This is a genomic window from Corynebacterium tuberculostearicum (assembly GCF_022347385.1).
GTDB classification, from domain to species: domain Bacteria; phylum Actinomycetota; class Actinomycetes; order Mycobacteriales; family Mycobacteriaceae; genus Corynebacterium; species Corynebacterium tuberculostearicum_M.
Map to the genome: position 1 here is coordinate 40,360 of NZ_JAKRDT010000016.1, position 12,260 is coordinate 52,619.

10 protein-coding genes and 1 pseudogene are annotated in these 12,260 nt (G+C 61.1%); 7 read left to right on the plus strand and 4 right to left on the minus strand.

Annotated features, from left to right (window positions below):
* The first annotated feature begins 291 nt into the window (after positions 1-291).
* From pflB to MHK00_RS09280, 4 genes and pseudogenes are all read left to right on the plus strand, one after another.
* A pseudogene (gene pflB, locus MHK00_RS09265) lies at positions 292-2,673 on the plus strand (formate C-acetyltransferase).
* A gap of 2 nt (positions 2,674-2,675) precedes the next feature.
* The gene (gene pflA / locus MHK00_RS09270) at positions 2,676-3,545 is read left to right on the plus strand and encodes a pyruvate formate-lyase-activating protein (RefSeq protein ID WP_005327293.1); all 870 of its coding nucleotides are present in this window, start codon (positions 2,676-2,678) and stop codon (positions 3,543-3,545) included.
* Positions 3,546-3,556: 11 nt separating this feature from the next.
* Positions 3,557-4,795 (plus strand): alpha/beta fold hydrolase, encoded by a 1,239-nt coding sequence (locus MHK00_RS09275; RefSeq protein WP_250411476.1) that lies wholly within the window; start codon positions 3,557-3,559, stop codon positions 4,793-4,795.
* Positions 4,796-4,854: 59 nt separating this feature from the next.
* A complete protein-coding gene (locus MHK00_RS09280) occupies positions 4,855-6,003 on the plus strand; it encodes an SPFH domain-containing protein (RefSeq protein ID WP_250411478.1) in 1,149 nt (382 codons plus the stop codon).
* 131 nt (positions 6,004-6,134) lie between these two features.
* On the opposite strand, the gene MHK00_RS09285 is transcribed toward MHK00_RS09280, so the two are convergent.
* Positions 6,135-7,565: a peptide MFS transporter gene (locus MHK00_RS09285; protein ID WP_250409268.1), complete on the minus strand. Its 1,431-nt coding sequence runs from the start codon at positions 7,563-7,565 to the stop codon at positions 6,135-6,137.
* Positions 7,566-7,608: 43 nt separating this feature from the next.
* Between MHK00_RS09285 and MHK00_RS09290 the strand changes: the two genes are divergently transcribed.
* Together MHK00_RS09290 and bioD are read left to right on the plus strand one after the other, a co-directional pair.
* Positions 7,609-8,880, plus strand: a complete 1,272-nt coding sequence (locus tag MHK00_RS09290; protein ID WP_005323980.1) for an adenosylmethionine--8-amino-7-oxononanoate transaminase — start codon at positions 7,609-7,611, stop codon at positions 8,878-8,880.
* Positions 8,877-9,536, plus strand: coding sequence for a dethiobiotin synthase (gene bioD, locus MHK00_RS09295; protein WP_005323982.1), 660 nt, complete (start codon positions 8,877-8,879; stop codon positions 9,534-9,536). The genes MHK00_RS09290 and bioD overlap by 4 nt, the downstream gene beginning before the upstream one ends.
* 21 nt (positions 9,537-9,557) lie before the next feature.
* Here bioD and MHK00_RS09300 read toward each other — a convergent pair whose 3' ends face one another.
* From MHK00_RS09300 to bcp, 3 genes are all read right to left on the minus strand, one after another.
* The gene (locus MHK00_RS09300) at positions 9,558-10,544 is read right to left on the minus strand and encodes an HNH endonuclease signature motif containing protein (protein WP_250411480.1); all 987 of its coding nucleotides are present in this window, start codon (positions 10,542-10,544) and stop codon (positions 9,558-9,560) included.
* 75 nt (positions 10,545-10,619) lie between these two features.
* The gene (locus tag MHK00_RS09305; protein WP_250411482.1) at positions 10,620-11,246 is read right to left on the minus strand and encodes a TetR/AcrR family transcriptional regulator; all 627 of its coding nucleotides are present in this window, start codon (positions 11,244-11,246) and stop codon (positions 10,620-10,622) included.
* 3 nt (positions 11,247-11,249) lie between these two features.
* Positions 11,250-11,717 carry a thioredoxin-dependent thiol peroxidase gene (gene bcp / locus MHK00_RS09310; protein ID WP_005327287.1) on the minus strand — a complete coding sequence of 156 codons (468 nt, stop codon included), beginning with the start codon at positions 11,715-11,717 and terminating at the stop codon, positions 11,250-11,252.
* 96 nt (positions 11,718-11,813) lie between these two features.
* Here bcp and MHK00_RS09315 point away from each other — a divergent pair, with 96 nt between their 5' ends.
* On the plus strand, positions 11,814-12,092 hold the full coding sequence (locus MHK00_RS09315; RefSeq protein WP_005323988.1) for a DUF3618 domain-containing protein: 279 nt from the start codon (positions 11,814-11,816) through the stop codon (positions 12,090-12,092).
* Positions 12,093-12,260: the final 168 nt, after the last annotated feature.

Below are 12,260 nucleotides of genomic sequence, written 5' to 3' on the forward strand. Positions count from 1 at the left end.
AGCTGAACGGGATTAACAGTAGAGGTTCGCGCAGGTAGCGGCCAAAATTTAGTGGTGATGCGGAACACGTTCGGGGCTATTTCACCCCCGATGGAAGACGTACGTGCGTACTGCATAAAATCACTCACCTGCGAAACAACACGACCGGTTTATTACTTAGCTTTCAAACGTTTGCGAGACTTGTTATTACCAGGGAATTGGTCAACAATTGAGGCCAGAGGGGCTTGGTGCTGTGGCTCGAAGAAAGCGGCATTTATCCCCTGCTAGAAATTCGCCCGAAAGAAGGGAATTATGACTACCGCAACGCAGCCTCAACAGTTTGAAGCTTGGAAGGGATTTGAGTCCGGTCCATGGACCGAGGGCATTAACGTCCGCGACTTCATCCAGCGCAACTACACGCCGTACGACGGCGACTCCAGCTTCCTGGCAGGCCCGACCGAGAAGACCGAGCGCGTCTGGGACACTCTGGAAAAGAAGTATCTGTCCGTCGAGCGCGAGCAGCGCGTTTACGACGTTGACACCCACACCCCGACCGATATCGACGCCTTCCCGGCCGGCTACATCTCAGAGGACGACGACGTTATCGTCGGTCTGCAGACTGATACCCCGCTGAAGCGCGCCATGATGCCGTTCGGTGGCTGGCGCATGGTCAAGCAGGCTATCGCCGAAGCGGGCAAGGAAGTAGATCCTGAGGTGGAGAAGATCTTCACCCGTTACCGCAAGACCCACAACGATGCGGTCTTCGATATCTACACCCCGCGCATCCGCGCTGCTCGTTCATCACACATCATCACCGGCCTGCCGGATGCTTACGGCCGTGGCCGCATCATCGGCGACTACCGCCGTGTCGCACTTTATGGTGTGGATTACCTGATCGAGGAAAAGCAGGCTTCCCGCGATTCCGTCGCAGATGCTGGCTTCTCTGAGCACTGGGCACGCTTCCGCGAGGAGCACTCCGAGCAGATCAAGGCCCTGAAGAAGCTCAAGAAGATGGCCGAGTCCTACGGCTTCGACATCTCCCAGCCGGCCAAGACCGCTCACGAGGCAGTACAGTGGACCTACTTCGGCTACCTGGCTTCCATTAAGTCCCAGGATGGCGCCGCAATGTCCATCGGCCGCCTGTCCGCCTTCTTCGATTGCTACTTCGAGCGCGACCTCGCCGCTGGCATCATCACCGAGGAAGACGCCCAGGAGATCATCGACTCCCTGGTTCTCAAGCTGCGTATCGTTCGCTTCCTGCGCACCATCGACTACGACCAGATCTTCTCCGGCGACCCATACTGGGCAACCTGGTCCGACGCTGGCTTTGGCAACGACGGCCGCCACATGGTCACCAAGACTTCCTTCCGTCTGCTGCAGACCCTGGTTAACCTTGGCCCATCACCTGAGCCAAACATCACCATCTTCTGGGATCCGAAGCTGCCAGAGGGCTACAAGGAATTCTGTGCCCACATCTCCATTGAGACCTCCTCCATCCAGTACGAGTCTGACCGCCAGATTCGTGAGCAGTGGGGTGACGACGCCGCAATTGCTTGCTGTGTCTCCCCGATGGAAGTTGGCAAGCAGATGCAGTTCTTCGGCGCTCGTGTGAACGCCGCAAAGGCTCTGCTCTACGCCATCAACGGTGGCCGCGATGAGGTATCCGGCAAGCAGGTTGTCGAAGGCTACGAGCCCATCAAGGGCGACGGCCCGCTGGACTTCGACGAGGTATGGCAGAAGTACGAGGAGATGCTGGACTGGGTTGTTGGCACCTACGTAGAAGCCCTCAACATCATCCACTACTCCCACGACAAGTACGCCTACGAGGCAGTCGAGATGGCGCTGCACGATTCCAATATCGTCCGCTCCATGGGCTGCGGCATCGCCGGCCTGTCCATCGTCGCCGACTCCCTGGCTGCTATCAAGTACGCTAAGGTCACCCCGGTACGCGACGAGACCGGCCTGATTACGGACTACGTCACCGAAGGTGACTTCCCGTTCTACGGCAACGATGATGACCGCGCCGATGATATCGCCGCTACCATTGTCCACACCGTGATGGAAAAGATTAAGGCCATCCCGATGTACCGCAATGCCATCCCAACCCAGTCCGTGCTGACCATTACCTCGAACGTGGTCTACGGCAAGGCAACAGGCGCCTTCCCGTCGGGCCACAAGGCCGGCACGCCGTTCTCCCCAGGCGCTAACCCTGAAAACGGTGCTGACAGTCACGGCATGGTTGCTTCCATGCTGTCCGTCGGCAAGCTGGATTACAAGGACGCCTTGGACGGCATCTCGCTGACCAACACCATTACTCCTTCCGGATTGGGCCGCACCCCAGAAGAGCGCATCAATAACTTGGTGGGCGTTCTGGATGCTGGCTTCATCATGGAGAAGTAAAAACCACTAACCCCCCTCAACCATCTCGAAAAGGAGAAAATCATGGCAACCCCAACTTTCGAAGACCGCATGTCAGCAATGAAGGCAAACCGCGATGCACACCAGATGAACTCTGGTCTGTACCACGCAAACATCAACGTGCTGGACAAGTCCACCCTCGAGGACGCCGTTGAGCACCCAGAGAAGTACCCGAACCTCACCGTTCGCGTCTCTGGCTACGCTGTCAACTTTGTCAAGCTGACCAAGGAGCAGCAGCTCGACGTTATCTCCCGCACCTTCCACCAGGGTTCCTAATCATGGCAGATGGCGTTACTGGTGTCGTTACCCTCTCTCCTGAAGAGGGAGAGCGAGTCCGCGGCGCGGCCGCGGGCCTGGGAGACGACGCTCAATTCGATGACATTACCCGCCCCGAACTCATGGAGGCGCGCCGTACCGGCGATATTGCCCTCGTGCACTCTTGGGAGCTCGTGACCGCCGTCGATGGCCCGGGTACCCGCATGACGATGTTCATGTCCGGCTGCCCACTGCGCTGCCAGTACTGCCATAACCCAGACACCTGGGAGATGAAGACCGGCACGCTAGAGCGGGTCGAGGATGTGGTCAAGCGCATTAAGCGTTATAAGCCAATCTTCAACGCTTCCGGTGGCGGTCTCACCATCTCCGGTGGTGAACCCCTCTTCCAACTTTCTTTCACGCGCCGCGTGCTGAAGGAAGTTCACGATGCGGGCATCCACACCACCATCGATACTGCCGGTTATCTCGGTGCGCGTTTGCGTGACGAGGACCTGGACAATATCGACCTCGTGCTTCTCGACGTCAAGTCGGGCGACGAGGAAACCTATCGCAAGGTCACTCAGCGCGAACTCCAGCCGACGCTGGACTTCGGCGACAGGCTAAACAAGATGGGCAAGGCGGTGTGGATCCGCTTCGTGGTGGTGCCAGACCTCACGGACTCGCCAGAGAACGTGGAAAATGTGGCCAATATCGTGGCGCGTTGGAAATCCAACGTTGAGCGCGTTGAGGTCCTGCCTTTCCACAATATGGGCAAGGACAAGTGGGATAACTTGGGTATGAACTACCAGCTAGCTGACACGAAGCCACCAAAGCCGGAGGATGTGGAGAAAATCCGCGACGTCTTCCGCTCGAAGGGTCTGGAAGTCCACTAGCCTGGGAGTACATGACCTCCTATCGCCGCTTCGGCCACACAATTAAAGAGCACCACCTAGAAGTCCCGTGGGATTATTCCAATCCCCACGGGACTTTTGGGCTCTACGCCCGCGAAATAATCCCGCCCGGTGGAGAGGACCTGCCCGCATTGCTCTACCTGCAGGGCGGTCCCGGTTTCCCGGCGCCTCGGCCATTGGCGCCTACGGGGCTGATTGGCAAGGCACTGGAGCGCTACCGCGTTATCCTCATGGATCAGCGCGGCACCGGCCGCTCGCACCGCATTGATGCGCTTAGCCCGGCCGCAGAGCGCACTGCAGGGCACTTGGCGTTGCTGCGCCAAGACAATATCGTCCGCGATGCCGAGCGCCTGCGCGAGCACCTCGGACTCGAGAAATGGTCGCTGTTCGGCCAATCCTTCGGCGGCTTTTGTATCACCGCCTACCTTTCCCAAGCGCCCGAGCGCGTCGAGCATGCCTTCTTCACCGGCGGTATCCCCACGCTGAAAGGCGCGGACGATCTTTACCGCGCTACCTTCAGCAAACTCAAGGCCCGCCAGGAGCGCTTCTACCGCGAATTCCCGTGGGCACAGGGCCGGATCGAGGAGATCATTTCCCACCTCGACAATTCGGATGAGCGGCTTCCTACCGGTGAGCGCTTGTCCGCACTGCGGTTTCGCACTATCGGCATCGAGCTCGGCCGCGGCACCGGCTTTGATTCGCTGGCCTATCTGCTGGAAGAGCCCTTCCGCACCGTAGCGGGGGAGAAGCGGTTGCGGGGTGACTTCCTGGCGGACGTCGGCCAGCGCGTGAGCTTTGCGGATGCTCCGTTGTACGCCGCAATCCATGAGTCGATTTACGGCGGCGCCGGTGGCCAGGCCGCTACGAACTGGGCGGCGCACCGCGTGCGCGAGGAATTTCCGGAGTTTGCTGAGGTCGGCACCTGGCTGACCGGCGAGCACATTTTCCCCTGGCAGTTCGACGAGGACCCGGCCTTGCACGCGTTTGCCGACGCCGCCCATGGCCTCGCCCGCCACGAATTCTCCCCGCCCTATGCGTTGGGCGAGGTGCCCACCACGGCCGCGGCCATCTACGTCGATGATATTTTCGTCCCTCTCGAGGAGTCCTTGGCTACGGCCGCGCACCTGGGAGACCTGCGGCCGTGGATTAACAATGAGTTCCAGCACAACGGCATTCGCGAGGATGGTGCGACCATCTTGGGGAGGCTCTTTTCGCTTATCGACGATCACTAGCATTTCGCTATTTCCTATGCGAAAATATTAGTGATCATCACGACATTTAGGGAGATTCAATGATTGCCACCATAGTAATAGTTTTTATCCTGCTGATTATCTTGGGAACGCTTTTCGATGGCTATTTCATCGTTCGCACTCGCGAAGCTGCCATTTTGGAGCGTTTGGGCAAATTCCAAAAGGTGGCGCATGCTGGCCTGCACTTTAAGATGCCGTGGGTGGACCGTGTACGCGATAAGATTTCGCTGCAGGTGCGCCAGCTGGACGTGATGGTGGAGACCAAGACGAAGGACAATGTCTTCGTCCAAATCCCTGTCGCCGTGCAGTACGAGGTAGTCCAGGGTCGCGAGCGCGAGGCGTACTACATGCTCTCCAATCACGAGCAGCAGATTGTGGCCTACGTGCAGGACAATGTTCGCTCTTCCGTGGCGAATATGAACCTGGATGATTCCTTCTCTTCCAAGGACACCATCGCCCGCAATGTTGCGGCCTCCCTGCGCGACAACATGGCCGAATATGGCTGGAACTTCGTCAATACCTTGGTCACCGATATTCGCCCTGATTCCCGGGTGCGTGAGTCCATGAACTCCATTAACGCAGCGCAGCGCGAGCGCGAGGCGGCCGTCGCTCAGGCGGAAGCCGAGAAGATCCGTGTGGTCAAGGAGGCCGAGGGTGCAGCCGAGGCGAAGAAGCTGCAGGGCCGCGGCGTCGCCGACCAGCGTAAGGAAATCGTCGAGGGCATTGCCCAGCAGTACGAGATGCTTCGCGACGCCGGCGTGGAAGAATCCCCCGAAGCCCTCATGCTGGTCTCCCAGTACCTCGACGCTATGGTCGACGTCTCTCACAACGGCCAGGCGTCCGTTCTCTACATGCCCTCCAACCCGCAGGGGATGGGCGATCTTTTCAGCGGTATGCGCGATGTGCTCATGGCCAACCGTGCCCTCGACTCCGCCGAGGAGCCGTCCCAGTGCCGTCGCCCGCAGCCTAAGAAGCCTTCTCGCGCCGAAGAAATCGAGCGCGAATCTAAGCGACAGGCCGAACGCGCTAAGCGCGAAGCCATCGCCGCTTCCCAGCGCGCTGAGCAGCAACGCTCCGAGAACCAGCAGGCAGAGCCGCAGCCGCAGCAGGGCCAGCACTCCACCGCGCAGCCCCAGGCTGCCCGCGAGTACTTCCAGCAGCTGCGCGAGCAATTGAAAAACGAGGACTAGTCCTGAGCATCGATAACCTCTTTGATGCCTATACCGCGCAGCGTGGCATAACCCGCCGCGCGGAAGTTGTGCCGGATCACGAGTGTCAGATTTTCTCCACTGACACCCAAGCTACCTCAGGAGCCGATACCTTAGACGCCGCCCGAAACCTCGTCCACGACGTCCTTTCGGCCGACCAAGAGCATGAGCCCCAGTGCGACGGGGACGATTCCGACAATAAGTAGGTAGTTCCGCTCCGCATCTGCCGAGGAAGGGTCATAGAGCGTCGATAGTGTTCCCGCCAGCGAGGTGCCGATGGCCATGGTGAGAAAGTACAGTGCTGAAAAGCGCGTCGCGTAGGCCCGTGGTGCGTGCGCGGCCGATGCCGCCATGCCCACTGGTCCGATGAATAGCTCGCCGAGCGACATCAAGAAGATGGTCAAGGCCAAAACCGCGAACGGCGTTGAGTTTTCTCCGCCCCCGACGAACGGCAACAGCACAAACATTCCGGAACCAGCCACCATGATGCCTACGGCCATTAATAGACGTCGCGAGCGAGCCCATCGGGCCATGCCAGCAGCCAATGGAAGGGACAACACCAAGATGAACAGGGGGTTGAGCGATTGCGTCCACGCCGCTGGAATCTCAAATCCGCCTACCATGCGGTTTACACGCTGATCCGAGTACACGGCTAGCACGCCGTAAATCTGCGGTTGGAGGGTCCAATAGGCCGTAGAGCAGAAAAACAGCGGAATATATGCCACGACCTTCCGCCGCTCCGGCGCGCTGACCCGCGGCGACCGCAGCATGCTGGCGAAGAGAGCGAGGGCGGCCGTGATCGTGGTAAGGAGCAAAAGCACGGCCAGCTTATCTGGCGAGACAGTCACCGCAACGACGACGCCGCCCACGACGGTCGCCAACGCTATCGCCGCGGCCCTGCCCGGTGTGGTGGTGGGGTTGGGCGGCCGCGAATCGAATTCCGCAACTACCCGCCGGCGCAGCGTGCCGTAGAGGGCGCACCCGCAACACATGAGGATCGCGGCCGCGAGGAAGCCAGCGTGGTAACCGTATTCTTGTGCCAGCCAGCCAGTAAGCATTGGCCCGAGTAGGGCGCCGATATTAATCCCTAGATAAAAGATCTGGAAGGCGCCATCTCGTGCGCCGGCCGCGGGAGGAAAAGCCGCACCCAGAATGGTGATTGCTGCTGTCTTGAGCAGGCCTGAGCCCAGTGCAAGCGGCAAAAGCCCGGCTACGAGACCTGCCGCGCCAGGCACCAAGGACAACGAAAAGTGCCCGCAAATGAGCAGAACCGCGCCGGCAAGGAGCGTGCGTTCGGCGCCCAAGAGCCGGTCGCTGACCCACCCGCCTACGAACGTGCACAGATAGAGCAGGCTACCGTATGTGCCGACAAGCGCGGTGGCCTGTGCTTGGTCCATGCCGAGCCCGCCGGAGGTGGAATAGAGGTAGTAGGCGAGGATGGCTTGCATGCCGTAGAAGCTAAAGCGCTCCCACATTTCAATTCCGGCGACTGCTGGTAAAGCCGCCGGTAGACGCCGGATTGAACGCTGTTTAATAATTGTCATAAAAGCACTATAACGGCCGAAAGTCTGTGATAGACCTAAAATCATGGATATTTCAGCGGAGGATATTGCCGCTCTCGATGCGCGACACATTTGGCACCCCTACGCCGAGCCAGGCGAGCCAACGCTTGTGGTGGACTCGGCCGCCGGCGTCCATCTAACGCTTGCGGATGGCACCACGCTTATCGACGCCATGTCTTCCTGGTGGGCCGCCGCCCACGGCCACGGACACCCGCGACTCAAAGCAGCAGCGGCCGCACAAATCGAGCGAATGAGCCACGTCATGTTCGGCGGGCTCACCCACGAACCTGCCGCGCGGCTTACCCGCAACCTCATGGAACTGACCCGGGGTGATTTCGAACAGGTCTTTTATTCGGACTCCGGATCTGTATCGGTAGAAGTAGCCATCAAAATGGCGCTACAGTACGCCCGTGGCCTAGGGCACCCCGAGCGCACCAAGATGCTGACGTGGCGATCGGGGTATCACGGCGATACCTTCGCGGCGATGAGCGTGTGCGATCCTGAAGGCGGCATGCACTCGATGTGGACTGGCACCTTAGCGCGCCAGATTTTCGCCCCAGCGCCGCCTACCCGCGGAGCTAGCCCGGCCGAGCGCGCAACCTATCTGCACGAGCTGGAAGCGTGCATCACTGAGGAGGTCGCGGCCCTAGTCATTGAACCTGTAGTCCAAGGTGCGGGAGGCATGCGCTTTCATGACCACGAGCTGGTGCGCGGGGCCCGGGATATCTGTGACCGCCACGGTATCGTGCTCATCGCCGACGAAATCGCCACCGGATTCGGCCGAACTGGCGACCTTTTTGCTACCCAAGCAGCCGGCGTCGTGCCGGATATTATGTGCGTTGGCAAGGCGATGACCGGTGGGTTTATGACCATGGCCGCCACGCTCGCTACCGCGAAGGTGTCCGAGAGAATGCGCCCGCGCGCGTTGATGCATGGGCCGACGTTTATGGCTAATCCGCTCGCTTGCGCCGTGTCGGCCGAGGCGACTGCGCTCATTGTGGAAGGGCACTGGCGCGAGCAGGTAGCGGGCATCGAAAAGCAGCTGCAGCGCGGGCTTGCAGACCTAGCCGAGGAGCCGGGGGTAGCGGATGTGCGCGTGCTTGGTGCCATCGGCGTGGTGGAAATGGAACGCGAAGTAAATATGGCCGCTGCGACGGCCGCGGCCGTGGAACAGGGCGTGTGGTTGCGCCCGTTCGGCCGACTGATTTATATCATGCCGCCGTTTATCAGCACCGCCGACGAAGTAACCCAGATGTGCCGCGGCGTGCGCGCCGCGGTAGCAGGAGGACGACAGTGATTATTTACGTGACGGGGACGAACACGGACGTCGGCAAGACGGTGGCCACGGCCGCGCTCGCCAGTGCCTTCAAGCAGCGCGGCCGTGAGGTTGTCTACGCTAAGCCACTGCAGACGGGGGAGCCGGAGGGGAAGGGGGATGCGGTGACCGTCGGCAAGCTGGCAGGCGTGGAGGTCACCGAGATGGTGCGCTTCCCGGAGCCGCTGGCGCCAAACCTTTCTGCGCGCCGGGCCGGCATGGACCAACCCGGCCTGCAGGAACTCAAGGAGTGGATTGCCGCCCTTGACGCGCCCGGCCGCGTGGTGCTTGTTGAAGGCGCCGGCGGGCTGCTCGTGCGTCTGGCGGACGCCTATACGCTTGCCGACGTCGCCGATAGGCTCCTCATCGTCACCTCCCTCAGCCTAGGAAGCCTCAACGCGGCCGAGCTGACTGTGCGCGAGGCGCAACGCCACGGAATCGAGGTGCTCGGGCTGATTGGTGGCTCGCTGCCGGCCGATCCGGATTTAGCTACCCGACTGAACCTCGAGGAGATGCCGCAGGTGACCGGCTGTCCGCTGTGGGGCAGCCTGCCGGAGGGCATGGCCCGCATGACGCCCGCCGAATTCGCGCGGGTAGCCGCCGAAGTCTACGCGGACTTTTTAGAGCACGCCGAGTAGCGCTACCTCGCAGAGGCAGCGCTAACGAACCCAGCGGACCTTGCCATTGACTCGGGCAAGGCGCCCGCGCAGCGGCGGGGCATTTGGATCATCCTGGTTGACCCCGTTGTGGTAGGGGCAGCACACCGTCAGGTTCTCCATATTGGTCAACCCGCCGTGTTTCCACGCCTTGAGGTGATGGATCTGGGCCTTGTCTGCCGGGTGGTTGCACGGCGGCCACGGGCAGGTGGGATTTTCGGCCGCGGCCATCTGCCGCTGTTTCTCGGTGGCGTAACGTGATGTGCGATACAGGTTGACGGGGCCCTTGACGGGGTGGATTAGCGTCGCAAGGCCGTGCTCGGTGAAGGTGCGCTCGACGAGCTCGGCGCCGGAAATGGTGGCGCCATTGGTAAGGCGCAGCGTGACTTCCTCGCCGTCGCCGTCCAGGATTTGGTCTAGGGCGTTGAGCGGGATGATGACGTTAGTGGTGGTGCGCGCGGAGGGCGCGCCGGTGCCGCGAAGTAGGTCGCGGAGGGAATCGAGTGGGCGGTCGGGGTCGAGCGCGGCGTCGAATTCAGCAAGGAAGGCCGAGGGTGCGGTAATCCGCATAGTCCACGGTCCGTTCGGGCGGCGAAGGAGTTGGACGCCTTCGCGGGGTGGCATGCGGCGCGGGCGAAGTTCGCGCAGGCGTTGCTTAGCGCGGCGGGCGATTTCAGAAGCCGGCCCACGCAGGCGGCACAGCTCCACGCGCAGGTCCCACGCCTCACGCTTAGCGCGCACCCGGGAGACGTACTTTTCAATCAGCTTGAGCGTTACGAGGTCGTGGTGTCGGGCGGCCGCGGCTGCGTGGCGTTGCTTGCGGCTGAAGCCGGTCGGGCCGAAGTAGACCGCGGCCAGCGCGCGGAGGTCGCGGGCCTCGACATCCGGCAAGCCCAGCTCGACAAGGGCGCGTTCAGACATGCTGTGGGCCTCGGCGAGGATGTCCATCGCCGAGGCTATGTGGGTGGCATAGGCCTTCAGTGCGCTCATGGCTGCAACTTTAAGCAGAGCCGGCGGGTAAGCCGAGGCGAAGACGTCCGCAGCTGTGGATAACTTGTTTAAGCGTCAACTGCCCCAGTGGGCCGCAATGGCAAATAGATACGAAACGAGCATGCGCTTAATCTCTACGACCACGGCATCAAAGTCACTGGGGTCGCCCGCAGTTGCGTAATTGAGTTGCGAGACCACGCTGTGGATAAGGAAGCCGGCCAGGTCAATGCGTTCGTCATCGCTCATGGACGGCGCGAGCGGGGAGAGGATTTCTGACAAGGGGCAAAGCAGCTGCCGCTCGGTATCTGCGGCCGTCGCGCGAGTGGCGGGGGTGGATTGCACGGCATGCCACACGGCGCGCCGGGAGGGATCGTCGCGCCACATGCGCGCCAGGTGATCGATGGTTTCATCCAGCACATCGGGCCACTGCGCGGCCGGGGCGCGGCGGGAGAAGCGCTCGATTTCGGCCCGGCTGGCGGCCGTGTCTTGGCGGTCGAGCTCGCAGATGAGCACGTATTTATTGGCAAAGTACTGATACAGCGTGCCGATGGGCACGCCGGCGCGGTGGGCGACCTCGTCGACGGTGAAGGATTCAAAGCCGACGTCGACAAGCACGGCGCGGGCGGCCTGCAGAATGCGCTCGAAGCGCTCGCGACTGCGCGCCTGCGCTGGCCGACGCCGCGGTAGCAGAATCTCTCTCACGCGCTAGCTAAGACCCTTCATCACGCGGGCAACGTGGCCGGTGGCCTTGACGTTGTAATGCGTCTGGCCGATGGTGCCATCCGGCTCGACTAAGAAGGTGGAGCGGATAACGCCCTGGACCACCTTGCCGTAGTTCTTCTTCTCCCCAAACGCGCCGTAGGCGGTCATGACAGACTTATCCGGGTCCGAAAGCAGCGGGAAGTTCAGCTCGTGGTCCGCGCGGAACTTCGCTAGCGCCTCCGGCTTATCTGGCGAGATGCCTACGACGGCAATATTGAGATCATTGAGCTGTTCCAGGGAATCGCGGAAATCGCAGGCTTCCTTGGTACAGCCCGGGGTATTGGCGCGGGGGTAGAAGTAGACCAGTACGCGCTGGCCTGCGTAATCAGCGAGGGAAACGGTGTTTCCGGCGTCGTCGGCAAGCGCAAAAGCAGGGGCGGTATCTCCAACGTTCAAACGGTTTTCAGTCATGGTTTCCACCTTACTTACCGCCCGGGCTGCACGCTTTTGGGGCGGCGGGGTAGAATGACCCCGTTAAGAGCGAACCTAAGTTAAGAGGAGAACTTCGTGGCACGCAATATTGAAGACATTCAGCGCGATATCGAGCGCACCCGCCGCCAGCTGGCCGGCACCCTGGACGAGTTGGCACAGCGCAGCAAGCCGCAGAACTTTGCCAACGAGGCTAAGACCGCGGCCACCGATAAGCTGCAGGACCGCAACGTGCAGATGGCCCTGGGTGGCGTCGGCGCCGCTGTGGTTGGCCTGATTGCTTTCTCGGTCTTCCGCTCTCGCCGCCGCAAGAGCGACCTGAAGGAGCTGCAGCGCCTGCTGTCCGAGCGCCACTAATTGTGAAGTCCCCGCACACCGCGGGGACTTTTTTCGTAGGCTGGGTTGCTTGAGTTCAGAGGGTCGTTGCAACACTTTCCCTTAGGAGGGTGTTGTTGTGTCTGGGGTTGTTGGCCCGTTTCATTCGTTGTCTGAATCGGATCGTCGTGGCTTAGTTGCCTTGGTTGG

Coding starts and splice junctions, on each gene's coding strand:
- pflA (WP_005327293.1), top strand. CDS start 2,676: ATGGCAGATGGCGTTACTGGTGTCGTTACCCTCTCTCCTGAAGAGGGA.
- MHK00_RS09275 (WP_250411476.1), top strand. CDS start 3,557: ATGACCTCCTATCGCCGCTTCGGCCACACAATTAAAGAGCACCACCTA.
- MHK00_RS09280 (WP_250411478.1), top strand. CDS start 4,855: ATGATTGCCACCATAGTAATAGTTTTTATCCTGCTGATTATCTTGGGA.
- MHK00_RS09285 (WP_250409268.1), bottom strand. CDS start 7,565: ATGACAATTATTAAACAGCGTTCAATCCGGCGTCTACCGGCGGCTTTA.
- MHK00_RS09290 (WP_005323980.1), top strand. CDS start 7,609: ATGGATATTTCAGCGGAGGATATTGCCGCTCTCGATGCGCGACACATT.
- MHK00_RS09300 (WP_250411480.1), bottom strand. CDS start 10,544: ATGAGCGCACTGAAGGCCTATGCCACCCACATAGCCTCGGCGATGGAC.
- bcp (WP_005327287.1), bottom strand. CDS start 11,717: ATGACTGAAAACCGTTTGAACGTTGGAGATACCGCCCCTGCTTTTGCG.